The organism is Nostoc sp. DSM 114159, assembly GCF_053470285.1.
Genome location: NZ_JBPFEH010000001.1, coordinates 4585163 through 4610555, shown reverse-complemented (window position 1 = coordinate 4610555; position 25393 = coordinate 4585163). Strand labels below are relative to the sequence as shown.

Genomic DNA, 25393 nt, shown 5'->3' with positions numbered 1-25393 from the left:
TACAAGCATAAACGCAGCTCGCACTTCGACACCTTTCGGCTTCGCGGTAGTTGAATCTCGACTTCGCTCGATTACCGCGCAGTCGAAACTCAGGGCAAGAAGCTCAGTGACCATCGTAGACATCGCGATCGTCAACATCAAAACCTCGTCTGAAACCCTGATTCTTTCGTCAACAAAAGTTTTCGATCTACTGACATTTAGTCTTACCGTCAGTCATAACGTGTTATTATTTGCTTCGAGATTCCTAGCTGTTTGTTCTGATAAAATACAGTGCTTGTTTTTGTTATCCCACTCAAAAGTGCACAAGTTTCCAATTCCTGGGAGCGTGTTACACAATTATTTGAAAGATGTATTAAATCAGTTTGCAATCAAACCTCACCTAACTTTCACGTTATTGTTGTTTGTAACGAAAAGCCCAAAATAGAATTCACTCATCCTCATATTACATACATTACAGTTGATTTTTCACTTCCAAACGAGCCTACCCCTGTAGCCAAAGGAGATACAGATAAAGGGCGTAAAATCTTAAAAGGATTGATGTATGCGCGTCAATTTTATCCCACTCACACTATGACAGTTGATGCTGACGATTGTGTGAGTCAAAAGTTAGCGAAATTTGTTCAACAACATCCTGATTCTAATGGATGGTTTATAAATAAAGGTTATAAATATCAAGAAGGCAATAATTACATCTATATCAAAAGAAGCAATTTTTATAAAATGTGCGGTACTTGTAATATTATTCGATATGATTTGAATGATCTACCAGAAACCGCAGAATATAATCGTGGCTACGGATACTATAAATATTATATAGACCACGCTAAAGTGAGAGAGATTTTAAAGAACAAAGGAAAATCCATTAAATCATTACCATTTCCAGGTGCAGTTTATATTTTGGCAACAGGAGAAAATCTTTTTGAAAATTCAAAAAGATTAAGATTTAGCATTTTTAATCGTAAATTATTAAATCAATCATTGAGAGACGAATTTGGATTATACAATCTACAGCAATCCAAAGAGATTTATCAACTATCAGAATTGTAAATTTTTTGGGAAAAAAATCTCATAAATGGTCTTATACAATCTGTTAGCAAAGTGTAACGCACCAAAAGCTTGAAATTGTGCCGTAGTTTCTGCGCTAACACAACGCCAGTTACTACAACGTAAAGCCTTCTCTTTTCCCAAAGTGAGACGCTACGCGTAGCTTGCTTCCACCAAGTGGTAAGGAGAGGTTTGTCTGCAATCATTGGTGTCAACTTAACGTAAAAACAAGTCTAGAACTAGCTTTTAGATTGCCTCGTTCCCAGTCTCCGACTGGGAATGCTCGTCTTTGAGGCTCCGCCTCTCTTGCTGGTGGCAGCAGCCCAATTGAAGTGCATTTCTAGCCAGAGGCTAGAAACAAGGTTTTAAAGGAGTTTCAGCTTAAGTTGACACCAATAATCTGCAATACGCCATACGTAGGTTGCTTCCCTGTAAGGGTACACCAACAGCATGACTTCTCTACGAGAGGCTGCGCCAACGCTTAGAGCAAGTACTCAAGCGTCGGAAACCTCCGCAACGCACTGGCCCACTACGTGTATTTTATAAATCAAATATTAGTCCTATATAATGGAGTCTTTTGCGAGGCTGATAGGCTACAGTGCCACTATGCCAAAATTTAAATCAAAATCTCAGCAATCTAAAAAATCAAAATCGAAAAAGCAGGCTAAAAAGGAAACTTCTACCCTTAGTCTCAAAGAACAGTTAGCCCAAAAGCGCAAATCTGCTCAAGTACGTAAAGAACTTACTAGCTTACTCACCACCGCCGTTTTTGGCGGTGTCTTCGTTGGCATTCTACTTTTTTTCGTAGCTGGAATTAAAGCAGCAGTCCCTGGTGTGTTAGGGATAATAGTCATGTCCCTTTCCTACAAATATCCGCGCCAAGCCCTATATGCCTTCATCATTTACATACCTGTGGGAGGTACTGTCACCTACTACTTGGGCAATAGTCCCATACTCCAATTAGCTAAAGATGCCTTTTACGTTCCAGCGCTAATTGGACTTTGGCAGACTTGCCGTAGACAGGGGCTACCGATAATTATTCCCAAAGGCATTAAAATCCCACTTTATATTGTTTTGGCTTGCAGTCTGCTAACACTGTTGTTTGTTAATGGTGGACAACAATTTAACCCGCCTAGTGCAGGACTATTAGAAAAAGCACCCCCAGAAATACCATTAGGTATGGGAATTCTGGGACTAAAAGTATTTTTAGGCTATGTCCCCCTGATTGGTTGTGCCTACTATCTAATTCGCGATAAGCGGGATTTTCTATTTTTATTGCGCCTCCAGATTGTCCTCACACTGATTTGCTGCGCGCTAGGATTTATTCAATATTTTTTACTACTAACTGGTGTATGTCAGGGTACTAGAGGTCTTGAAGGAGATGCTTTATTTAGAGCAACACTCGAAGCCCGATGTTATTTTGGTGGAGCGCTAGTATATAGTCCCGAAGAAGGAGTTATTCGCCTACCAGGGACATTTGTAGCTCCTTGGCAGTGGGCTTGGTTTTTAATTTCTAGCACCTTTTTTACCTTTGCCACCGGCTTCACCGATCCCTCGCCAATATGGCGGATTATCGGTTTAGCTTCGATAGCGGGAGTCTTTATCGATGCTGTAATCTCTGGGCAGAGAATCGCCTTAGCTTTAGTACCAATCTGCTTCGGGATTTTGCTATTGCTTACCGGACAACTTGGCAACCTGAAACGATTTATCCCCATAGGCGTGGGACTTGCCTTCATTCTGGGAATTGCGATGGTGACTAACCCTGCTGTCGTACAAGAGAGAACCGAGAGTTTTGTCAGTCGTTGGAACGCTTCACCACCTCAAGATTTTATCATCCAGCAGTTTGAAGAAAATTGGAAAAACGTAGACGGGCCATTGGGAAGCGGCTTAGGACGAGCAACAAACTCTGCCCGTGTGATGGGCCAAACTAAACTTGTGGAAACCTACTATCCCAAAGTACTTTATGAAGTGGGAATTTTTGGATTACTATCATTTTTGGGTTTGGTAACAAGTTTAACAATTCTGGGCTTTAAAACCTATCGCTCGATAAAGAACCGTAATTTCCGTAGTTCCGGAGCCGCTTTGTGGGTGTTTATATTATTTATTAGCACCAACACTTACTACTATCCTCTGGATGTCGATCCTGTTGCTGCCTATTATTGGTTTTTTGCGGGAGTTCTTTTTAAGTTACCAGAACTGGAGAAACAAGATAAGGAAGAAGCCAACCCCCAACAAAAAAAGAAGAAACGTTTAAAAACAATTTAAACGAAATAAAAATGGCCAAAGATATGATTGGAGGTCAAAAATCCCTCAGTATTTCAAACCTACCTCGAAATTCTCGCCATACACTTATTTTTCGATGATACTTATTGATAGGTAAGTAATTTCGTAGTCAGAGAGAGGAATGAAAGTGAGGTTTTTCAAAATCCGTGAAAATACAGTATGTAAATTAAAGCAATAACCACTTACTGAATTTCATGAAAATTAATTTCTAAAAGGCTATTATAGAGACAGTAAAATTACTTAAATAAAATTTATGAATAATTGGCCATTAGTTACTGTAGTTATTGCAACCTACGGACGAGAAGAAGCGCTACGGGATAGCATTGTGGATGTCTTAAAACAGGATTATCCAAATTTTGAAGTTTTAATTGTAGACCAAACTCCAAAACACCAACCAGAAATTCAAGCCTACTTAGAAGAGATGGCAAAGGCAGGTAAAATTAAATGGTTGCGCTTAGATTGGGCAAGTTTACCAGGGGCGCGGAATTATGCTGTCCGGCGGTCATCTGGTGAAATAATATTGTTTATTGATGATGATGTTCAGTTAACCCCAGGATTGTTAGCAGCCCATGCGAAAAATTATGTGCAAAATCCAGAGGTGGGGGCTGTAGCCGGTCGGGTCTTTGACAGAATGAAATTAGGTGATTCTAAAGGAGATTTAGAGATTGAATATCTGCCTCCCGAAGCTATGGACCCAGGAATTGCTTGGTATCATATTGATTTAGTACATACCATCAAACCCCAACAAGTGCTGACAGCGAGAGGCTGTAATATGTCATTTCGTCGCGAAATTTTTACTAAGTATGGATTGAGGTTTGATGAAAGGTTTCGCGGTAGTGCAGTACGCGAAGAGTCAGATTTTTGTTTGCGGGTAAGACAGACGGGATATAAGATTTGGTACGACCCAGAAGCCCATTTGGTGCATTTAGGCGAAGAAACAGGCGGTTGTCACGATATTAGTATGCGATCGCTAAAATATCAACTCACCTTTTACCACAACCATTTTTTACTAGGGCTGAAAAACCTCACTGTTACTCAAGCTTTACGCCTATACGCCCGTTTATTTGATTGTCACGTTCTCGGACGGCCACCTTGTCACAAAAGCGGTTCCCCCATCAAAATTGCCAGTCGCGCTATTTTCTACACTTTGGGTTTTTTCAAAGCCTTGGGTACTGTCATTCAATCACTTTGGAACGATGGTCAAATTTACAGTCGATTGGATGAACAAGTTTAGCTAGGAGTTAGGAGTTAGAAGTTAGTGAAGGACAAATAACAAATACTTCGACTACGCTCAGTACAAGTGACAAATGACAAATGACAATGAAAATTTTAGTTGCAAGTCACACTTATATCGTAGACCTTAACTGTGAAAAATTACGCGCTTTATCTCAACTAGAATCTGACATTGAAGTGACAGTTGTAGTCCCAAAGCGCTGGAAACCAGGCGGTGTACAAAACAGAATTATTGAAACTGAATACCGCAATGAAGGCAGATTTAAAATAGTTCCAGTTTCTAATTTTAGTCAAAATCATCAGGGACTTCTTACCTTTGGCGCTGATTTGATATCTTTATTAAAACAATTTCGCCCGCAAATCATCCAAGTTGAACAAGGTTCTAGAGCCTTGGCTTATACTCAAATGATTGCCTTAAATCAGCTATTAGGACTCAAGTCAAAAAATATATTTTTTACCTGGTGGAATCTTCCTTATGAACTGAAACTACCAATTTCTCTATTAGAAAAATATAACCTCAAGCACAGCCACGGGATTATTTCTGGCAATCAAGATGGAGCAGAAATTTTGCGGCAACGGGGATATACAGGTGCAATTAAAGTCATGCCACAACTCGGTGTAGATGAAAGTTTATTTACTCCTAAAGCCCAGCCAGAGTTAGCAGCTAAGTTGGGCATTGAAAAAGAAGATTTTGTAGTAGGTTTTGTAGGGCGATTTGTGCAAGAAAAGGGGTTATTAACGCTTTTGCAAGCTTTAGCTACTTTGAAAAATAAACCTTGGAAATTACTATTATTGGGAAGAGGAGAGTTGCAAAGTGAATTAATCAAAATTGCAGCAGAAAACAATATTAAAGAACGATTAATTTTGATAGAAAGTGTTCCCCATGATGAGGTTGCAAATTATATCAATTTAATGAGTACTTTAGTATTACCTTCAGAAACAACTTATAAGTTTAAAACCTTAACTTCTGCTGGCTGGAAAGAGCAATTTGGTCATGTACTAATTGAAGCAATGGCTTGCCAAGTTCCTGTAATTGGTTCGGATTCTGGGGAAATTCCCTATGTAATTGGCGATGCTGGCTTAGTATTTCCTGAAGGTGATGTTCAAGCTCTTGCTAATTGCTTAGTTCAATTAATGGATAAACCAGATTTTGCTCAGACTCTCGGTGAAATGGGTTATCAAAAAGCAATGATTCAATATACAAATAAAGCTTTGGCTAAACAGCAATTAGAATTTTATCAAGAGTTAGTCATTAGTCAGTAGAGACGCGATTAATCGCGTCTGTACATTGGTCATTAGTGAATAATAAATGACAAAAGACAAAGGACAAATACTTCGACTACGCTCAGTACAAGTGACAAATGACGAAGGACAAATGACAAAAAAATGAAAGTGTTACAAATTGTCCCCTCAATTTCTCTAATTTACGGCGGGCCGAGTCAAATGGTACTTGGATTAGCTCCAGCGTTAGTCAAAGAGGGAGTAGAAGTTACAATTCTCACAACTGATAGTAATGGTGATAATGGTCAAACACCTCTGGATGTCCCTTTAAATCGCCCAATTAAACAAGATGGCTATGAAATAATTTACTTTCGTTGCGCGCCGTTTCGTCGCTACAAATTTTCCCTCGATTTATTAAACTGGCTAAAACGTCACGCTCATGAGTTTGACATAGCACATATTCATGCTCTATTCTCGCCAATAATTAGTGCTGCTGCTCTTGTGTGTCGTCAGCAAAAGCTACCTTATATTTTCCGTCCTTTGGGTACTCTCGATCCGGCTGATTTACAGAAGAAAAAGCAATTAAAACAGCTTTATGCCGCAATTATAGAACGTCAAAATTTAGCTAGTGCCGCAGCAATTCATTTTACTAGCGACCAAGAAGCTAAAATATCAGAACGATTTGGAGTATCTACGCCAGATTTGGTGATTCCCTTGGGTGTGATTCCCCGTCAATCTTCTGTTAAAAATGTATACAGTCAGTTAGAAATACCAAAGGATGTACCATTGGTGCTGTTTATGTCACGAATTGACCCGAAAAAAGGGTTGAATTTGTTGATTCCGGCGCTAGAGAAGCTGTTAGCGGTTGGTTATAAGTTTCATTTTGTCTTAGCTGGGACTAATCCCCAAGAACCAGATTACGAACAAAAGATAATATTCCAAATTCAAAATTCACCATTGCGATCGCACACTACAATTACAGGCTTTGTCACTGGTGAGTTAAAAATTAGTTTACTACAAGCGGCTGATTTATTTGTCTTACCTTCCTACTACGAAAATTTTGGGATTGCTGTAGCTGAAGCGATGGTTGCAGGTGTACCCGTAGTCATTTCTGACCAAGTGCATATTTGTCAACAGATACGTGATAGCGAGTCGGGTTGGGTAGGTGCAACAGATGTGCAAACACTGGTAGAGTTACTACAAAAAGCTTTGGAAAATCCCGCAGAACGCCAACGACGAGGATTAAACGCCCAAAAGTATGCCTTGGAAAATTTTAGCTGGGATGCGATCGCAAAGCAAACAATCCAAGCCTACCAGGAAATTCTCACAAATAAATGAATTTAACCCAACGCAGATAATAAAAGTTTTTGCCAAATAGGTGCTAGAATCGCTTTGACAAGGATATCCGCAATCGCAAAACCAATCCTAATTGACTAGGACTTACCCATAAATAATAAATTTTTACACTATGAATTTTCAAATAGCTCAGGTGATACCAAGTTTCACGCCTCGCCCAAGCCATAATTTGCAAGATTTGAATCCTCGGAAGTTAATAGAAAAACTATTAGATATAGGATACAAACGCATATTGTTATGTGGGACAATGTTGGATCAATTTAACGATGGCATATACCTATGGGTAGACGATGATGTTGATATGCTGTTAGGCTGTTACTTGTATCTAGAGCAAATTATCTTGCTAAAAAAGCCATATAAGCACTTCTCATCACTTGGTGATGGATTATTAACTATTAGTTCAGAGTCTAATACGGAGATAACGAAAGTCACATTAGAGTACTGCCCCGGCTTAAATGTAGCTAATTTAGTTACACATACTATAACTGTGGCTGCTGATGAATATGTGGGTGGTGGAGAAGTATCGTTTATGAAATACTAAATCTTGTGTATTCTGGCAAACAAATTAATTTAAATCAACGCAGACAATAGCAGTTTTTGCCAAATAGGTGCGAGAATTGCTTTGACAACGATATCCGCAATCACAAAACTAATTCCAATCAACATATAAGTTTTCGGAAAGGGAGACTTTGGAACTTCCCCTCTGATGCGAGTTATTAGATTTAATCCTAATGCAGCTAAAGCTACCCCAGTGGCGATAAACCCGATTATCCGCAAAATTGACCACGGATACCACCCTAAAATAGCTGCTAGCCAGGGTTTAGCACTAACTTTTACTAATTCTGCAACATAAAAATTCATGTAGTTCAGCATCCAAGTGCCGAATATCAATGCCGCACTACTTAAGGTGAGAACGCAGAGAATAGAAAAAATTCCGTATTGCAATAAATGGTCTGGTAAAAATAAACGGATTGTTCCTTCCATACCTTCTCCCGTGCGAATCCAGTGGAACATTTCTGTAGTGTATGACTGTCCGCGAAGAATAACTTTTGCTGCTGTTTCTGGTACGATTGTTGTTACTATAATCACGGCAATACTCTGCAAAACTCCCCACAGTAACATCCACCAAAAAGCACTTTTATATTCTTGACGACGCACTTGTAAAAAGAAAATGGGATAGGGGACAGCAGCACCTAAAATCGGCATCAACTGGGGAACTCCAAAAACAAAACTTGCTGTTGTGCTGAGGATAACACCAATCACTAAAAAGATTACTATCATCATAAGTAATTCAAAATTCAAAAATAATAAATATATTTGTAGTTTTTATTCTGACTATTTGCTTTATAGCGTTTCCCAGGCAACTGAGGTACACCTAAGTCTTGCTCACCAAGGTTAATAGCTTTAAAAACGTACCTCACTAGGTCGGGAACCGCTATATAACAATTGAATTTGTAATAAACCTCATCTATGTTGAAACCTAGAGTTTTTTAAAAGATATATTGATGTAGGTTGGGTGGAGTGAAACGCAACCCAACATTACCACCAAATTTTATGTTGGGTTACGCTATCGCTGCACCCAACCTACTTATCTCGCAGTTGTGCTGAGGAGAACACCAATCACTAAAATTATTACTATGATCATAATTAGTTTATAATTCAAAAATCATAAACATAATTTGTACCCTTTCTTCTCAATACTTACATTATAAAAATTAAAATTTTAACAGTTTCAAAACTTATCAAGATATTGTATCTATGCCAATAAAGGTTCCCGTAATTCTGCAATAATCTGGAAATATTATTAATCAAGAAGCCTAGACCTGCAATGGCTTGTACTCAGCTATTGCCCTGATATTTGGAATTCTCTATGTAAAGAAAAACCTCTAAAAAAACATATTAATTAAATGCATATATGTGTACTTTAGTCAATATAATTCTTGCAAAAGTCCGGGAAAAGGGGAAGGGGAAAAGGGTAAAGAAACTCAAAATCCTTTCCCTTTAACCTTTACCCTTTCCCCTCTCTTGCAAAAATATATTTTTGCAAGAGGTCTAATAGTTTTTACCTCTCTTTCGTCCCTTATCCGAGAGCGCTGACAACCTAAAATTTTGTTTCAAACTGCTAAAGTCCGACTGAGAAATAGGGGTTTTATGTCATGATGGCATAGCATACTAGAATATATATGCCTTTCTAACTACAGGGAATCTCTCATGGCTCTCCGTCTAGGTGACACAGTACCCAACTTTACGCAAGCCTCAACACACGGCGACATCGATTTTTACCAATGGGCAGGTGACAGCTGGGTTGTGCTGTTCTCTCACCCTGCTGATTTTACACCTGTTTGTACAACAGAACTTGGCACAGTTGCCAAGCTCAAACCAGAATTTGACAAGCGCAATGTTAAAGCGATCGCACTCAGCGTTGATGACGTAGAATCCCATAAAGGCTGGGTGGGAGACATTGAAGAAACTCAAAGCACCACTCTGAACTACCCGATTTTGGCGGATGCAGATCGCAAGGTTGCCGATCTGTACGACATGATCCACCCGAATGCTAATGCGGCGGTAACAGTGCGATCGGTTTTTGTGATTGACCCCAATAAGAAACTCCGCCTGAGTTTTACCTATCCTCCCAGCACAGGACGTAACTTTGATGAACTGTTGCGGGTGATTGATTCTCTGCAATTGACTGATAATTACAGCGTGGCGACACCAGCTGACTGGAAAGATGGAGAGGATGTTGTAATTGTCCCCTCACTCAAAGATCCAGAAGTACTCAAACAGAAATTCCCCAAAGGTTACGAGGAAGTAAAACCCTATCTACGGGTAACTCCTCAGCCTAACAAGTAAATCTGAAAATGACTTCTGATAAAAAGCAAGGGCGCAAAGATATAACTTTGCGTCTTTGTTTTTTTGCGTGAGAATATAGTCAGTGGGCTAGCATCCGAACCTGGAGGAAATCCCGATGTTCTCATCCCCTTTGGTTTTGCAAATTCCGTCATCAATGCAAATGACAGACGAACAATTTTTTGAATTCTGTCAGGTGAATCGTGACTTACGCATTGAGCGAAATAAATTCGGAGAATTGGTAATTATGCCTCCTACTGGTTCAGAGACAGGAAATCGAGAAGGTAACATATTTGGGCAATTGTGGGTTTGGTCGGAACAAGATGGTACAGGTATAACTTTTAGCTCTAGTACCGGATTTAAATTATCAACAGGTGCAGAACGCTCTCCAGATGCTTCCTGGATTAAACTAGAACGGTGGAATTCTCTGTCTCCAGAACAACAGCGGAAGTTTGCTCCTATTTGTCCAGATTTTGTAGTTGAACTCAAATCTGCTAGCGACAACCTCCAAACTTTGAAAGAAAAAATGGAGGAATATATGAACGAGCCAGGAATACAGTTAGGCTGGTTAATTGACCGTAAGCAGCGTCAAGTTTATATTTATCGTCCTGGATTGCCAGAGGAATGTTTAGATAATCCTGCTAGTGTAAGCGGCGAGTTGGTATTACCTGGGTTTATTTTGAATATGAGTAAAATTTGGTGAGAAAATTTTATCGAACAGAATACATAATATTACTTGTTATACCAAGCTTTTCGCCACTGTTGCATTTGTTTAATTTCTATATCTTGGGCTTTAACAATTTCTTGGGCTAATTTCTTGATTTCAGGGCGTTTCGACTTACTTAAGGCATCTTGCGCCATTGTTACAGCTCCTTCATGGTGAGGAATCATCGCATTGATAAAGCGCAGATCGAATTCCGCATCAGCTGCACCTAAATCTTGACTCATCACCATAGTTTTCATTTGGTCAGATGACATTTCTATCATGTGGTTCATTTGACTGTTGTAAGCCATTGGTTTATCTCCCGCCTTGGGATACCAAGCTTGTCGCCACTGCTTCATCTGAGTGATTTCTTGGTTTTGCGATTTGATGATATTGTCTGCTAGCTTTTTGATTTCAGGGCGTTTTGATTTCTGCTGCGCAACATTCGCCATTTCCACAGCCCCTTGATGGTGCGGTATCATAGCATCGATAAATCGTAAATCAAAATTAGCATCGGCTGGGCCTAAATCCATTCCCATGCTGTGATTCATCATGCCACCACCGTGATTCATCATCTGCTTGTCATTAGCATTGCTGGTGGTTTCCTTTGACGCTTGGCTTTGGTTCTGGGAAGCAGTATTGCTACAGCCTGTAATTAACCCACTAGTTGAAGCGATCGCAACAAAAGTTAGCCCTAAAAAGCCATTCCTTAAAAATAGCAGTTGCATAAATCTTACTTAACATATTTTTAATTTTAACTATCTAATAATCCAATGAAATTAAGATAAAATTTAAAGATTCCCAACAACTTATTTTTACAAAGCCGGGGATCTTGTTTGTCATTGCACTGATTGCTCATGCCTATACTCGGTACATAGGAGATTTATCGGGTTTACGAGCGATCGCTAATGCCTGAACCTGCTACTGTAAAATCGATTGCTGACGGTATTTCAGAAGACTAAGTTATCTTGAACAAGAACGTTTACGTGCCGAAGAGGCAGAAGAACGCGCACAAGCAGAGCAAGAAATTGCTCGACTGTGGGAGGCTTTACGTATACAGGGCATCGACCTAGAGAATATTTGATGACATCAAAAAATTAATTAAATACATTTTCAAGTTAAAATTTAGTAATCAATGTGTAAAAAAGCGTAATCTTCTGAAAGTAGGGCATCGTTTGCAAGCAACAGAAATTAAGGATCGGTTAAAGTCCCTTATTGAGCAAGCCTCCTCGATAGATCATAATCTAGCGAGAAGATTAGATGAAATCAATCGTTGGGTAAAAGACATTAAGCCAGGTTCTCTGACTGCAAAACCCTTTGTAATAGCCTTTCTGTTAGAGGTGATTACAGATTCTACAATTTGGCTGATGATTAAATCCTTACCTTCAGAAGAAGAACAAAAAGCAAAATTCGAGATGATGACGCCGATTGAGAGATATTGGTATGGTTATCTCTTTCCCAGATGGTTCAATGCAAGTGACTCCAAGTTTCATATTTGGAAACAAAAATTGATGGCAGGCGAGTTTAATCAGGTTGATAATGATATCATTAGATCGATAGCTCAAGATATTGTTCAGCGAGAAGGTAGTTTTTGGCAGCGTTATATAGCCGACCTTTCTATGGCAACAGATTTAATTGTTAGTCGTAACAATCAACCACTGTGCATTCAAGTTACCAGTGTTAGTGAAGAACTCAATCATCAAAAGTACGAAGCTTGGCAAAATACACTGCGATCGTGGGAAATCGAGAGGGGGCTGTTTTTAAGTTACAATCCCAAAGATACTAATTTTGTCAACCAGTTAGTCAACGTGGCCCTGTATAACAGTGATTACCTTTCTGGTGGCAAATATTTAAAATTTTAGTGACTTTTCAGGAATTTCATATTTCAGATTTGTGTCTAGCCTATATACTTACGTGCTAATTACAGCTTTTATGCCTAATAAGAGAGAAACTCACTGCAACAATCAAGTAGATACATTTGCTGAAGCTTTAGCGACGGCGCGACAAATGCAGCAGAACTGGTTAACTTACGGTGTTGATTTTGTCAATATTTACGTTGAAAATGTGGAGGGAGACTGGCTAGAAACGTGGGGACATGATGAAATATTAGGTAATTTTCAATTAGATACTATTAAAGAATTTCTGGTAAGTAATGATACTGTAGCTGTGAGGGTAAGAGAGCATTTAGGAGAGCGATCGCTGTTTGATTTTGCAGTAAACTTAGATGAAGTTTGGAAAATTTCCCAAATAGATGACAGGCTATCTGCTGTGAGAAGCTTGTTAGCTGGTGAAGGAAATAGTGTTGATACAAATGATATCAGATTAGTGGATTTAGCAAATAGTCTACTAGTAAAGTTGACAGAGATTTTGTGAAATTTAGAATCACAGCAGCAGACACAATAAACCGTTTGTAGAGACGGCGATTTATCGCGTCTTTGTCATAACCAGGTTCATATCCCCCTCATCCCCTTTGTGGAATCTAAACATCTGTTATTGTATCCATCAATGAAGATGTCGCTAGATAAGGTAGGATATTTTGGAACCAATCACAGCAAGTGCGATCGCAACTCTCGCTTTTACCAAAGCATTTGAGCAAAAAAATTGTAGGTTGGGTGGAGGCTTTGCGTAACCCAACCCAACATATATAGGAATCCGATTTGATTCCTGAATCACTCGTAGAGACAGGGGACAGGGAACAGGTAAAAAGGAATAAAAGTGTACTGAGTTTTTTCAGAAATCAAATATGAGTCCTATATCTGAAGTTTTGATAAAACGGGCAAGACGAACTGGTAACTGAGCATCGACAATAAATTTCATGAGGCGATTCGATGAATGCTTTTGACTTGGCACAGTCGAGCGGCAAATAACAAGACAGCCAAAATATCTTTAGATTCTAAATCTTCATAATCTGCCAAGATTTCCTCAGTAGTCATGCCAGAACTGAGCAGTTCCAAAATAAACTCAACTGGATAACGAAGTCCTCGAATGCAGGGTTTACCGTGGCAGATATTTGGATTATGAGTGATGCGTTGTAGAAGTGTGTTATCCATAAACTCTTACCATATTTTTGTTCTCATCTTTTAATTTTAGATGCGAACTAACAGCAGTCCATTGCGATCGCACTAAGCTAGATGTTAAAACTTTGGATGTATTGACTTATACGCAAATTACCCCACTCTCGCTGCGATCGCACACATTTAACCCTCTTCAAAATGCACCATAACCACGTTAAGCTGAATTAGAGTGGCAATTTATTGCGCTTTTTAACATGCAAATCTCTGTTTGAGTCAAAATTTAATTTTTTCTGCTTGAGAAACCCGGAATGCTAGACCGAATTTTTGATTACCTCGACTTTCATTTCACCATTGAAGCCCCGATAGTTCTGCTGATCTTGGTGCTTTTAGAGGCGCTGTTATCTGCCGACAATGCCATCGCCCTCGCGGCGATCGCTAGGGGGCTGGAAGACGAAGAACTTGAGCGTAAAGGACTCAACTTTGGTTTAGTCGTTGCTTATGTGCTGCGAATCACCCTGATTCTCACTGCTACTTGGGTACAACAATTCTGGCAATTTGAATTATTGGGCGCTGGTTATCTGCTGTGGTTGGTATTCCAACACTTTACCTCGGAAGAATCCAATGACGAACACCATCACGGGCCGCGTTTTAATTCGTTGTTGCAAGCCATACCCGTGATTGCATTTACAGATTTGGCATTTTCTTTGGATAGCGTGACAACTGCGATCGCAGTTTCTCAAGAAAAATGGCTAGTGCTAACGGGTGCAACAATTGGTATTATTACGCTGCGATTCATGGCGGGATTGTTTATCCGTTGGCTAGACGAATACGAAAACCTAGAAGACGCAGGCTATGTAACTGTCGCCTTGGTGGGCTTACGTTTGTTGTTGAAAGTAGTTAACGATAGTTTAGTTCCACCAGAATGGATCATGATTGCTGCCATCTTCCTGATTTTAGGCTGGGGATTTTCTAAGCGCGTTAGTACTGAATTACCCCAAGTAGAACCGGAAAAGAGCGAAGTCTCTAAATAAGTGAGGACGAAGGAAGAGTTAGGAGCCAAGAGTGAGGAGTTAGGAGTTATTAATTATTATGAGTTTTTAACTTTGGGACTTCCAACAAATAAATTCTCCAATCTTGTGGGGTGGACATCTTGTCCGCCCAAGGCTTGGGGCGCTCATGTCACCCACCCCACAAAAAGTAGTTGAGTATTTTTTTATTTGGAGTTCCCTTTTAACTCCTAACTCCTAACTTTTAACTCCTAACTCCTAACTTCTAACCCCCCATTACTCGTGCAACCAAGGCGTTAAGTGTGGTTGCCAACTGACTAATTCTTCATCCTTAAACCATAGGGCTATTTCCCGTTGCGCGGTTTCTTGAGCATCAGAACCGTGGATTAAGTTGCGACCAATATTCAGACCAAAATCGCCCCGAATCGTTCCCGGCTCTGCTGTTAAAGGGTTCGTCGCACCAATAATCTTTCTAGCAGATGCCACGACACCATCACCTTCCCATACCATTGCTACCACTGGGCTAGAAGTGATAAATTCGACTAGACCAGCAAAAAAGGGACGTTCCCGGTGAACATCATAGTGTTGTTCAGCCAATTCTCGACTGACTTTTAGTAACTTTAAACCAACTAGAGTAAAACCTTTAGTTTCAAAGCGACGGATAATTTCCCCCACTAGTCCCCGCTGTACTCCATCAGGTTTAATTGCTAAGAATGTGCGCTCCATTACTATCTCCCAAAGCTTAATAAAGTTTTTATCTAGTCAATTGTCCTTTGTCCTTCGTCCTTTGTCGTCCTCTGTCTTGAGTCTAAGGGTTTTGCACTAATGACCAATAATCAATACTTCGACTACGCTCAGTACAAGTGACTAATGACTAATGACTAATGACTAATGACTAATAACATACGACTCTTGACCAATCAGAGTTTATCTCAGAAATTATCCTTGGGTGCATATACGTTCCTAAATGAATGCGCTAAATTGTTAACTCGTGGGTGAAAAACAGAGGTTAGGAAAAAATGGGTGTTGAGTCAACTGCTACATCTGACGAGGTGGTACAAGTACCGTCCAATGGACAAAAAGAAGTGAAAAATCACAAGCAAAAAAAACTGTTACCACCGAGTTCTACCACAGGAGATTTACCTCGCTCCTGGAAAATTGAGGATAGCGAAGCCTTGTACCGCATTGAAGGATGGGGACAACCTTATTTTTCCATTAACGCTGCTGGTAACGTTACCGTCGCACCCAAGGGCGATCGCGGGGGATCTCTTGACTTGTTTGAATTGGTCAATGCCATGAAGCAGCGCAACTTGGGACTTCCCATGTTGATTCGCTTTTCTGATATTTTGGAAGACCGGATTGAGCGGTTGAATGCTTGTTTTGCCAAAGCGATCGCTCGCTACAATTACCCTGGTGTCTACCGTGGTGTGTTTCCCGTCAAATGCAATCAAGAACGGCATTTGATTGAGGATTTAGTCAAATTTGGCAAACCCCATCAATTTGGTTTAGAAGCCGGTTCCAAGCCAGAATTAATGATTGCTCTAGCTGTGTTGGATACACCAGGAGCATTGTTAGTTTGCAACGGCTACAAAGACCGAGAATATATCGAAACGGCAATGTTAGCCCAAAGACTAGGGCAAACACCAATCATCGTCTTAGAACAGATTGAAGAAGTTGATTTGGTAATTGATGCCAATCGCCAGTTAGGTATTAAACCGATATTAGGTGTTCGTGCTAAACTCAGTACCCAAGGTATGGGACGTTGGGGAACCTCTAGTGGCGATCGCGCTAAATTTGGTTTGACAATGCCTGAAGTCATCGAGGCTGTTGACAAGTTACGCGAAGCTAACCTGCTCGATTCTTTGCAGTTGATGCACTTTCACATCGGCTCACAAATCTCTGCCATTAATGTGATTAAAGATGCTATCCAAGAAGCCAGCCGCATTTATGTGGAATTGGCAATGCTGGGAGCGGATATGAAATACCTTGATGTTGGTGGCGGCTTGGGCGTAGATTATGATGGCTCCCAAACCAACTTTTATGCATCGAAAAATTACAACATGCAGAACTATGCCAATGACATCGTGGCAGAGTTAAAAGATACCTGTGCAGAGCGGCAGATTCCCGTACCAACACTGATTAGTGAAAGTGGACGAGCGATCGCTTCCCATCAGTCGGTACTGATTTTTGATGTTCTTAGTACTAGTGATGTTCCTCTCGACAACCCAGAACCTCCACAAGAGGGAGAATCCCCAATTATTAATTATCTTTGGGAAACTTACCAATCCATTAACAAAGAGAATTATCAGGAGTTCTACCACGACGCAACACAATTCAAAGAAGAAGCCATCAGCCGCTTCAACTTAGGAATTTTACGCCTTAGAGAACGAGCCAAAGCCGAACGCCTTTACTGGGCTTGTTGTCAAAAAATTCTTACCATCACTAGACAGCAAGAATACGTACCCGATGAACTAGAAGACCTAGAGAAAATCATGGCTTCCATCTACTACGTGAATATGTCAGTGTTTCAATCGGCACCAGATTGCTGGGCGATCGATCAACTATTCCCGATCATGCCAATCCACCGCTTAGATGAAGAACCAACACGGCGGGGAATCTTAGCAGACCTTACCTGCGACAGTGATGGCAAAATCGATCGCTTTATTGACCTGCGCGATGTCAAGTCGGTTTTAGAACTGCACACCTACAAGCCCGGAGAACCCTATTATTTGGGAATGTTCTTAAATGGAGCTTACCAAGAAATCATGGGCAATTTGCACAACCTGTTTGGCGACACCAACGCCGTTCACATCCAATTAACGCCCAAAGGCTACCAAATTGAACACGTTGTCAAAGGTGACACCATGAGCGAAGTAGTAAGCTATGTCCAGTATGACTCCGAAGATATGGTGGAAAACATTCGCCAGCGCTGCGAGAAAGCATTAGAAGAAAAGCGCATCACCCTAGCGGAATCTCAGCGACTACTGCAAACCTACGAGCAGAGTCTTAGAAGATATACGTACTTAAATAGTTAAGAGTTAGGAGTGAAGAGTTAGGAATAAAGTTAAGAGTTAGAAGTGAAGAGTTAGGAATAAAGTTAAAAGTTACAAGTGAAGAGGGAAACATGAAATAATAACTCCAAACTCCAAACTCCTAACTCCTAACTCCTAACTTTAATTTGTATTTGTCCCCAACAATTCCTCTATCGCTTGTCGCTCAACAGGGGTATGTGATGGCGGTGTCTGACGGGCATCGGTAATCAGCCAGTCTAAAGCAGCAGCTTGAACATCGATCGCAGCGCCGGTTTTATCTACGCAATAACGTCCAAATACCAGCTTATCGACTAACCGGATTCCAGGGCCCAGGCGCGACCATTCAAAAATGACGCTGTTTTCCACTGTTGCACCACTACATATCCAACAATTGGGGCCAATCATGGCTGGGCCGACAATTTTAGCTCCGTCTTCGATTCTCGTCATCCCACCAATATAAACTGGGCCTGTAATATCCACTTTGTCCCAATTTACGGCGACATTTAAGCCAGTGTAAATACCAGGGGCGACTTCATGACCAGGAATTTGCACATTCTTGATTTCACCCAGCAGCACGCCGCGAATCGCCCGCCAATAGTCTGGGACTTTACCAATATCTACCCATTCAAAGTCCATAGGAATGGCGTAAAAGGGGGCTTTGATTTCTACCAATTTGGGAAACAATTGGCTACCAATGTCATATTCAACATTAGAGGGAATATAGTTAAAAACCTCTGGCTCAAAAATGTAAATACCTGTGTTGATGTTGGTGCTGAGGGCTTCTTCAGTTGAAGGTTTTTCTTGGAAAGCTTTGACACGTCCCTCTTCGTCAGTCACAACCACACCATAGCTAGAAACTTCTTCCTTCGGAACAGATTTAGTGATAATAGTAGCGATCGACCCTTTAGCTCTATGCCATTTAACTGCCGCAGTTAAATCCAAGTCAATTAAAGCATCACCACATAAAACTACAAAGGTATCATCAAAAAACGGTGAGAAGTCTTGGATGCGCCGCATTCCTCCAGCAGAACCTATCGCTTCCCCCACCAGTTTTCCGTCGTCATCAATTTTCCCTTCAAAGGAATAGGCAATTTGCACCCCAAACCGCTGACCATCACGGAAATAGTTTTCTATTTCCTCAGCCAAATGACTAACATTGACTAGAATCTGGTCAAATCCATGATGGCGTAACAGTTCTAGCAAAAACTCCATCACTGGCTTTTGCAGGATGGGCATCATCGGCTTGGGCATAGTGTACGTAATCGGACGCACGCGAGTACCCTTGCCAGCCGCGAGAATCATCGCTTTCATAAAAATTTATTCCTCAACCACAAGCCAGTTTACTTTCATCGAGTGATACTTAATCATCAGTTTTGATTTCTGCTCTAAGTCATCCCCCAGAATAGGGATAACAGGAACTTAGCGTTTATTACAACCATCGATATACTTAGATGACAAGCGATCGCTTATCTTTTCAATTTACTCGGATTTTGGGGCTGAATCAAAAATCTATGACAATCTAGGCAGCAGCTATACTGGAGCCAGGAGGAAAATCCCATAAAATAAATTCCTATTTTTCTCACAAGCAAGCCTGAAATCTTGATGCCAAAGACTCACTTTGCTTTCTGCTTCACTTCGACTCCTTTCAAATCAGCACGGGCTGAACCTTAGCTATCCGCTAACGGAACTCAGCACTCTTCATGGACTTAGTTCATCGGATTCTCAAAAGGTTTGCCGATATTAGCTGAATCTCTAGTTAAGCGAATTTTAATTTCATGATAAAAATCCTCTTGAAATAGCTCTACTTTCGATTGAGCCGAGAGTAATAGTAGTGCCCAGAAAACGCTAACTAGGTTACTGTGTTTAGACTCATGTCCAGACCCATGTCCAGAGCCATTTTGGTTAAGAAGTTTTGTCTTAGTCCATAATTCTACAAGTTGTTCTAAATTCAACCAATTTTGTTCTAAACTTAGCTCTCTTGTCGACAATTTCAATACCTGCTCCAGTTCTGTGGCGACTTCTGTCAGATTTTCTTGGTGAGCTAACTCCAGCGCCTCTCGCATACTTTGAACGCTAGGTTGACGCCTGGGACGAATCGGTTTGCTGACTTTTTCTACCAGTTTCAGTTGGTTAGCCATAATCTGCAATTGCTCAATTAATTCTTGCAGAGTCACCCGGCGCTTTGGTGGTGGCATCGCTGCTGGACGACGACGTAATTGCCGTTCTAAGGGTAGACGATGACCCTGATGTAATATACCGTCTTCATCTGACAATAGAGCATCATCTTCTACACCATCTTGTGCATCTTCTACTGTTGACAATTGCATCAAGGTATTTGCCTTGAATAATACCAGCATTGATGCTGATAAAAATGCCTGTCCAGATTGAGACAAGTCCGCTTCATAGCCTCTTGTTATTGCCCCCGGTGCCATCAGTTCTAAATAGCGGTCAATCACCTCGATCACTTGGACATCCCAAGGATCAATTTCCCCTTGCTCGGCTTGGTAAATCAAAAATGTGATTGTTTCTAACAGCTCGGAAGCTTCCATCAACAGGTTCTAAGTTAATTAATGAGAATCAAAAGACTATAAATTCAAGACTAAACTAATTGACTATTGGCAAAGCGTATACTCTATACATTCGCTTGCGCTTCTTTTTTCAGAACTTGCCTGCTGGCAATATCCTCTAAAATTTGTAATCGATCACCATTGTGAATTGTGAGATTAGATTGTGCAACTTTTGATCTTGGGCATTGGACATGGGGCATTGGGCATTGAGAAGAGACAAGGTAGACAAGGAAGAGGGGGGAGATAAGAAAGAGACTTGTTCAATAATTCCCCCTTGTCCCCCTTGTCCCCTTGTCTCCCTTGTCCCTTTGTCCCCTCTGCCCCCCTGCTCCCTTAATCAGGAGGCGAATCATGGGCAATAGTGACAGTTGAGACAAAATCACTCGGCTTGCCGCTCTTAATCGCATCGAAAGTGCCCTTAATAGTACCAGCAATTGGAACAGCAACAATTGTCCCTAACAAGCCAGCAATCTCAAATCCCATCAAAATAGCTACAAAAATCCAAATGGGATTGAGTCCGATAAAATTGCCGAGTATTCTGGGAGCTAACAAGTTATCTTTAAGCTGTTGCATGAGAATTGCCGCGATCGCAACTTGAACTGCTAACCACCAATTTTGCAGTAGTACTAAAATTGTCACCAGACCAATACCCAGAGACGCCCCAATAAAGGGAATGAGTTCTGAGATCCCGATTAAGATGGCAAACAACAGGGCAAAGGGCACTTTCATCACTAAGAATATTGGTGTCAAAGTTAGCACCATGAACAATCCTAGTAATAACTGGCCAAGGAAGAAGTTCTGAAAGTTTAAGCGCAAGGATGTGGTGAGGGGATCTCCAATGTTAGAGGGCAAAAGATTGATCAGACCATACCAGACGCGATCGCCATATAAAAGCATATAAAATGCAAGCACAATGACTAACACTAAGTCAACTAATCCAGAAAGTAGTGTTCCAGCAAATCCTACTGCACCAGAAGCTAGCTGTTGTAATAAATTCTGAATGTTGGCATTGATTTGACTGCTCACAACACTTAAATCAATTCGCAAATGTCGTTTCTCTGCCAGCATCTCAAATTGCCTTAGGTTTGTTTGACTGGCTGCTAACCAATCAGGGATCTTATTTAACAGTTGGATTGTTTGGTCAACGATCAAGGGTACTAGGGTAACGCCTAAAATTCCCAGCAGAGTTAATGTTGCCAGTAAAACTAAGATCACCGCCTGAGTACGGGTGATCCGGGCACGTTCAAAGAACTTAACCGGGTAATTTAGGAGAAAAGCCAGAATCGTCGCAATGCTCAAGACAGTTATGGGATGCTGGAAATAGCGAAAAAGCACAGACAGCAACCAGATATTGAGAGCGATAATCGGACCGCTCAGACCATAAATTAATAAGCGTTGAAGGGAGGCTGAACGGCGCATCTGACGCAACCTATTTTAAATATTTCTTGAGAGAATTTGTAAAATTCTTGATGGCACTGATTATCATCATAGATATTTTTAACAAAGATATATATATAAGCGTATCTGATAGCAAGGAAACAAATCACAATGGACAAAACTGTAGCTGGCCTTCGCAAAGACTACACCTTGGAAGGCTTGAGCGAACTCGAAGTAGAACTCAATCCTTTTATCCAATTTAAAAAATGGTTCGATCAGGCACTTGCCGCACAGCTCCCTGAACCGAATGCCATGACCATTGCCACAGCCACACCAGACGGTAAGCCTTCAGCCAGAATGGTGCTGCTTAAAGATTTTGATCGACGAGGCTTTACCTTCTTTACTAACTACAATAGTCACAAAGGACAAGAATTAGCAGAAAACCCCCAGGCCGCTTTAGTTTTTTGGTGGGCAGAACTGGAACGTCAAGTCCGGATTTCAGGGTATGTGGAGAAAGTTTCCGAAACTGAGTCTGACCAATATTTTCACAGTCGCCCAGCTAACAGTCGCCTGGGTGCATGGGTATCTAATCAAAGCGAGGTCATAGAAAGTCGAGAAGTCTTAGAGCGACGCTTGCAGGAGTTTCAAAGCAAACATGAAAATCAGGAGATTCTTCGACCACCTCATTGGGGCGGCTTACGAGTTATCCCTACAGAAATTGAGTTTTGGCAAGGACGCCCTAGCCGTCTGCACGATCGCTTGCTCTATAGCCGTTTAGATAATAGCACTTGGAAGATTGAGCGGTTGTCACCCTGAAGAAGAAGCAAGAGAGCAGGGAGCAGGGAGCAGCTTTCAAGGGCAGGCTTTTAGGCTTTCGATAAATAGTTGAGAATGTTCTCAATTATTGAACGTAGTTTTAAGTTCTCAGACAATGGTTTTGGTTTTAAAATCCCAAAAATTTGTCTAATCAAAAAAACCTGCCCCAGAAAGGCAGGGAGCAGGGGGCAGGGGAGCAGGGGAGCAGGGGGGCCTTTCAAGGGCAGGCTTTTAGGCTTTCGATAAATAGTTGAGAATGTTCTCAATTATTGAACGTAGTTTTAAGTTCTCAGACAATGGTTTTGGTTTTAAAATCCCAAAAATTTGTCTAATCAAAAAAACCTGCCCCAGAAAGAGCAGGGGGGCAGAGGAGACAAGGGGACAAGGGGGAATTCTTAAACAAGTCTCTCCCAAGTCTTCCCCCTCTTCCTTGTCTACCTTGTCTCTTCTTCATGCCCAATTCCCAATGCCCCGCATCACATTACCACTGGGCGATCGCATCTTGAATTGCTGCCCTTGCTTCTGATAGAGATTGGGCGCGGGCATCACCCTCATTCAGGCTATTAGCGTTAATAAATTGAATGTCTGTAAGCCCAATAAAGCCGAAAATTGCCCGCAAGTAGGGTTCTTGGAAGTCGTAGGCAAGAAAAGGAGATGTGGCGCTAAAGTCACCGCCGCGAGCTGTGATGATAACTGCTTTTTTGCCTTGGACTAACCCTTTAAAACCTTGAGCATCTAAGGCAACAGTCCGGTTAATACGAACGATTTGGTCGATGTAAGCCTTAAAGGTGGAAGGTATATTGAAGTTATACATTGGCACTCCAAAAACGTAGCGATCGGCTGCCAAAAACTCATCAACCAGTTCGTTAGAAATCCTAAGTGCCTCAGTTAATTCTGGGGTATGGGTTTCTGGTGGTGAAAATGCCGCCGCAATCCAAGCTTCATCAACGTGAGGAACTGGGTGATGCCCTAAATCTCGATAGGCGATCGCATCTTCAGGATGCGCTACTTTCCAAGCACTGACGAATTCCTTAGATAATTCTCTGGAGTGCGATCGTTCACCACGGGGGCTGGAATCAATATGTAGAATGTTTACCACAAATATCTCCTGATTAACAAGGATTTATGCTTTTACTTTTTTTGAATCTTTATTTCAAAGCATTACATCAGATACTAAAAGTAACTAGTTACTAAAGTAAAGTAAAGTATTTTTAGGGCTATTGTCTAAGATATTTTAATTGTGGACTTCAAGACAGTTCCATCCACACCGAAAGCTCTTTCATATCAAATAGAGGAAGTTTTTGAATACCAGCTTTTTCAAGGCTGTTGTCTTCCGTTCTTCCGCGCCAGATTACGCAGAGTACAAAGTCTACGATCGCTCCTTCATTACGCAACGCTTCGGTACTTTTTACAACCTGACCACCTGTTGTAATCACGTCTTCAATGATACACAATTTTTTTCCTTGGATATCAATTCCTTCTGCTATTTTCTCAGTACCGTATTCTTTTTTTGTCTTCCGAACAAAGACAACTGGTAATTCAACTTCTAATGAAATTGCTGTTGCTAAAGGAACTCCCCCTAATTCCAGTCCGGCTAGAATTTCCGTTTCTGGTGGAATCTTTTTTACCATTTCTTTAGCTAACTGCTTCAGTAACAAAGGATTAGATTCAAACTGATATTTATCAAAGTAATGAGAAGATATCTGACCAGAACGTAACCGAAACTCGCCTTTTAAATAGGAAACACGAACAATTTCTTTAGCTAATTCGCTATGACTCATTTTTACAAAAAGCTGGAGAAAAGGTAAAAAAGCCGATGCATTTTCCATCGGCTTCGCTAACAATATTTAACAGATAAATAGTCTACTGTTCTTGGATTGCTGCTGCTTTAGGAGGAAACTGAATTCTGGGATCTGGCATGAAATTATATCTCAAGTACAATCCTCCTGAGACAAACAGGATAATTAACAACCCACCGATACCAAGGGGACTAGGAAGCCAGAAAATAGCTTCTATGTGATTTAGCTCACCAGGCTGGAGTTTCCACACTAATTGATTGCCATTTTTTTCTGGCTCAATTGCAGTTTCAGTTAGTTGAATATTTTTGGCTCCCCAAGGAGTCTTCAAGCTAAATTCCAAATCAAGAATTGAACCAGCATTCGCCAGAACATTACCTTTGCTGGCAATTAGAGAGAGCGATCGCAAGTCCAAATCATAAATCAACCGATTTCGGACTAAAAGTAAAAAATTATTCTCCTCCAAGAGAACGTTTGATTCAATTTTCGGCAGTTCTGAGCCAGATTCGCTCTGTACAGACTCAGAGGGTTGATTCGCACGAGAGTTAAAGAATTCGTTGAACTTCTCTTGCAATTCCCTACCACTGCTAAAAGGAATTGTGACGATGATTTCTTCTGGGGAAACTCGCTGTGCTTTACCCTCAAGTTGACGGGCGCGGCGTTCTATGCTCTTTAACCACTCATACACCGAATCGCCGCTAAAACTGGTTAGCCGTTCTCCCAACTTAATATGCTGTACTAGTTCGCCACTATTTGAGTTGGCAAAGTTAAGCCCCACATCGTACTTCACACAGCCAGTCAGTAGCAGAGATGTTAACAGCACGAGCCACAGAATAGGATTTCGGATGGGAAAGACTCGGTTCATTCGATTTCGACCATTCAGTCGTGAGGGCAATTTCATATTTGCCAACACGAAATTAAACGATCTGACTAACCACAAGAAAATCTTTCCGAAAATTGAAGAATTCATAACTATAAATCTCCCCAAAAGTCAACAGATTTTGGATTTTAAATACTTCGACTTCGCTCAGTACAAGTTTTGGATTTTGGATTGACCCCACTGATAAACGGATAAAGCTCAAAAATTTTAAATTTTG

23 protein-coding genes are annotated in these 25393 nt (G+C 40.9%); 13 read left to right on the top strand and 10 right to left on the bottom strand.

Annotated features, from left to right (window positions below):
- Window positions 1-270: 270 nt before the first annotated feature.
- The 6 genes from ACR5KR_RS19065 (at window position 271) to ACR5KR_RS19040 (ending at window position 7678) form a co-directional block, all read left to right on the top strand.
- The gene (locus ACR5KR_RS19065; protein WP_445630981.1) at window positions 271-1047 is read left to right on the top strand and encodes a glycosyltransferase family 2 protein; all 777 of its coding nucleotides are present in this window, start codon (window positions 271-273) and stop codon (window positions 1045-1047) included.
- Window positions 1048-1650: 603 nt separating this feature from the next.
- Window positions 1651-3309 carry a hormogonium polysaccharide biosynthesis protein HpsL gene (gene hpsL, locus ACR5KR_RS19060; RefSeq protein ID WP_445630982.1) on the top strand — a complete coding sequence of 553 codons (1659 nt, stop codon included), beginning with the start codon at window positions 1651-1653 and terminating at the stop codon, window positions 3307-3309.
- Between the two features lie 271 nt (window positions 3310-3580).
- Window positions 3581-4561, top strand: coding sequence for a hormogonium polysaccharide biosynthesis glycosyltransferase HpsN (gene hpsN / locus ACR5KR_RS19055; protein WP_448267602.1), 981 nt, complete (start codon window positions 3581-3583; stop codon window positions 4559-4561).
- 86 nt (window positions 4562-4647) lie between these two features.
- Window positions 4648-5823, top strand: coding sequence for a hormogonium polysaccharide biosynthesis glycosyltransferase HpsO (hpsO, locus tag ACR5KR_RS19050; RefSeq protein ID WP_448270260.1), 1176 nt, complete (start codon window positions 4648-4650; stop codon window positions 5821-5823).
- A 123-nt stretch (window positions 5824-5946) separates the two neighbouring features.
- Window positions 5947-7119 carry a hormogonium polysaccharide biosynthesis glycosyltransferase HpsP gene (hpsP, locus tag ACR5KR_RS19045; protein ID WP_448267601.1) on the top strand — a complete coding sequence of 391 codons (1173 nt, stop codon included), beginning with the start codon at window positions 5947-5949 and terminating at the stop codon, window positions 7117-7119.
- A gap of 130 nt (window positions 7120-7249) precedes the next feature.
- A complete protein-coding gene (locus tag ACR5KR_RS19040) occupies window positions 7250-7678 on the top strand; it encodes a hypothetical protein (protein ID WP_448267600.1) in 429 nt (142 codons plus the stop codon).
- Between the two features lie 29 nt (window positions 7679-7707).
- Here ACR5KR_RS19040 and ACR5KR_RS19035 read toward each other — a convergent pair whose 3' ends face one another.
- The gene (locus ACR5KR_RS19035) at window positions 7708-8421 is read right to left on the bottom strand and encodes a hypothetical protein (RefSeq protein ID WP_448267599.1); all 714 of its coding nucleotides are present in this window, start codon (window positions 8419-8421) and stop codon (window positions 7708-7710) included.
- A gap of 927 nt (window positions 8422-9348) precedes the next feature.
- On the opposite strand from ACR5KR_RS19035, the gene ACR5KR_RS19030 reads away from it, so the two are divergent.
- A complete protein-coding gene (locus tag ACR5KR_RS19030) occupies window positions 9349-9987 on the top strand; it encodes a peroxiredoxin (RefSeq protein ID WP_334914041.1) in 639 nt (212 codons plus the stop codon).
- Window positions 9988-10102: 115 nt separating this feature from the next.
- Window positions 10103-10687, top strand: coding sequence for a Uma2 family endonuclease (locus ACR5KR_RS19025; protein ID WP_448267598.1), 585 nt, complete (start codon window positions 10103-10105; stop codon window positions 10685-10687).
- 29 nt (window positions 10688-10716) lie between these two features.
- Here the strand turns inward: ACR5KR_RS19025 and ACR5KR_RS19020 are convergent, their stop codons facing one another.
- Window positions 10717-11415 carry a DUF305 domain-containing protein gene (locus tag ACR5KR_RS19020; protein WP_448267597.1) on the bottom strand — a complete coding sequence of 233 codons (699 nt, stop codon included), beginning with the start codon at window positions 11413-11415 and terminating at the stop codon, window positions 10717-10719.
- A 447-nt stretch (window positions 11416-11862) separates the two neighbouring features.
- Between ACR5KR_RS19020 and ACR5KR_RS19015 the strand changes: the two genes are divergently transcribed.
- Both ACR5KR_RS19015 and ACR5KR_RS19010 read left to right on the top strand, forming a co-directional pair.
- Window positions 11863-12549 (top strand): hypothetical protein, encoded by a 687-nt coding sequence (locus ACR5KR_RS19015; protein WP_448267596.1) that lies wholly within the window; start codon window positions 11863-11865, stop codon window positions 12547-12549.
- Window positions 12550-12619: 70 nt separating this feature from the next.
- Window positions 12620-13060, top strand: coding sequence for a hypothetical protein (locus tag ACR5KR_RS19010; RefSeq protein ID WP_445630990.1), 441 nt, complete (start codon window positions 12620-12622; stop codon window positions 13058-13060).
- A gap of 440 nt (window positions 13061-13500) precedes the next feature.
- On the opposite strand, the gene ACR5KR_RS19005 is transcribed toward ACR5KR_RS19010, so the two are convergent.
- On the bottom strand, window positions 13501-13737 hold the full coding sequence (locus tag ACR5KR_RS19005) for a DUF433 domain-containing protein (protein WP_445630991.1): 237 nt from the start codon (window positions 13735-13737) through the stop codon (window positions 13501-13503).
- A 272-nt stretch (window positions 13738-14009) separates the two neighbouring features.
- On the opposite strand from ACR5KR_RS19005, the gene ACR5KR_RS19000 reads away from it, so the two are divergent.
- The gene (locus ACR5KR_RS19000) at window positions 14010-14732 is read left to right on the top strand and encodes a TerC family protein (RefSeq protein ID WP_445630992.1); all 723 of its coding nucleotides are present in this window, start codon (window positions 14010-14012) and stop codon (window positions 14730-14732) included.
- A gap of 252 nt (window positions 14733-14984) precedes the next feature.
- Here ACR5KR_RS19000 and ndk read toward each other — a convergent pair whose 3' ends face one another.
- Window positions 14985-15434, bottom strand: a complete 450-nt coding sequence (ndk, locus tag ACR5KR_RS18995; RefSeq protein ID WP_322670768.1) for a nucleoside-diphosphate kinase — start codon at window positions 15432-15434, stop codon at window positions 14985-14987.
- A 293-nt stretch (window positions 15435-15727) separates the two neighbouring features.
- Here ndk and speA point away from each other — a divergent pair, with 293 nt between their 5' ends.
- Window positions 15728-17743: a biosynthetic arginine decarboxylase gene (speA, locus tag ACR5KR_RS18990; protein WP_445630993.1), complete on the top strand. Its 2016-nt coding sequence runs from the start codon at window positions 15728-15730 to the stop codon at window positions 17741-17743.
- A gap of 138 nt (window positions 17744-17881) precedes the next feature.
- Here the strand turns inward: speA and ACR5KR_RS18985 are convergent, their stop codons facing one another.
- The 3 genes from ACR5KR_RS18985 to ACR5KR_RS18975 form a co-directional block, all read right to left on the bottom strand.
- Window positions 17882-19051, bottom strand: a complete 1170-nt coding sequence (locus ACR5KR_RS18985; protein ID WP_445630994.1) for a sugar phosphate nucleotidyltransferase — start codon at window positions 19049-19051, stop codon at window positions 17882-17884.
- Between the two features lie 395 nt (window positions 19052-19446).
- Window positions 19447-20289, bottom strand: a complete 843-nt coding sequence (locus ACR5KR_RS18980; RefSeq protein WP_448267595.1) for a segregation/condensation protein A — start codon at window positions 20287-20289, stop codon at window positions 19447-19449.
- A gap of 351 nt (window positions 20290-20640) precedes the next feature.
- Window positions 20641-21726, bottom strand: a complete 1086-nt coding sequence (locus ACR5KR_RS18975) for an AI-2E family transporter (protein WP_445630996.1) — start codon at window positions 21724-21726, stop codon at window positions 20641-20643.
- Window positions 21727-21855: 129 nt separating this feature from the next.
- Here ACR5KR_RS18975 and pdxH point away from each other — a divergent pair, with 129 nt between their 5' ends.
- A complete protein-coding gene (gene pdxH, locus ACR5KR_RS18970) occupies window positions 21856-22500 on the top strand; it encodes a pyridoxamine 5'-phosphate oxidase (protein WP_322692728.1) in 645 nt (214 codons plus the stop codon).
- Between the two features lie 481 nt (window positions 22501-22981).
- On the opposite strand, the gene ACR5KR_RS18965 is transcribed toward pdxH, so the two are convergent.
- The 3 genes from ACR5KR_RS18965 to ACR5KR_RS18955 form a co-directional block, all read right to left on the bottom strand.
- Window positions 22982-23599 (bottom strand): FMN-dependent NADH-azoreductase, encoded by a 618-nt coding sequence (locus ACR5KR_RS18965; protein ID WP_448267594.1) that lies wholly within the window; start codon window positions 23597-23599, stop codon window positions 22982-22984.
- 148 nt (window positions 23600-23747) lie between these two features.
- Entirely contained in the window at window positions 23748-24329 is a 582-nt protein-coding gene (gene pyrE / locus ACR5KR_RS18960; RefSeq protein ID WP_448267593.1) for an orotate phosphoribosyltransferase, read from the bottom strand.
- 34 nt (window positions 24330-24363) lie between these two features.
- Window positions 24364-25266 carry a DUF3153 domain-containing protein gene (locus ACR5KR_RS18955; protein WP_448267592.1) on the bottom strand — a complete coding sequence of 301 codons (903 nt, stop codon included), beginning with the start codon at window positions 25264-25266 and terminating at the stop codon, window positions 24364-24366.
- Between the last annotated feature and the right edge of the window lie 127 nt (window positions 25267-25393).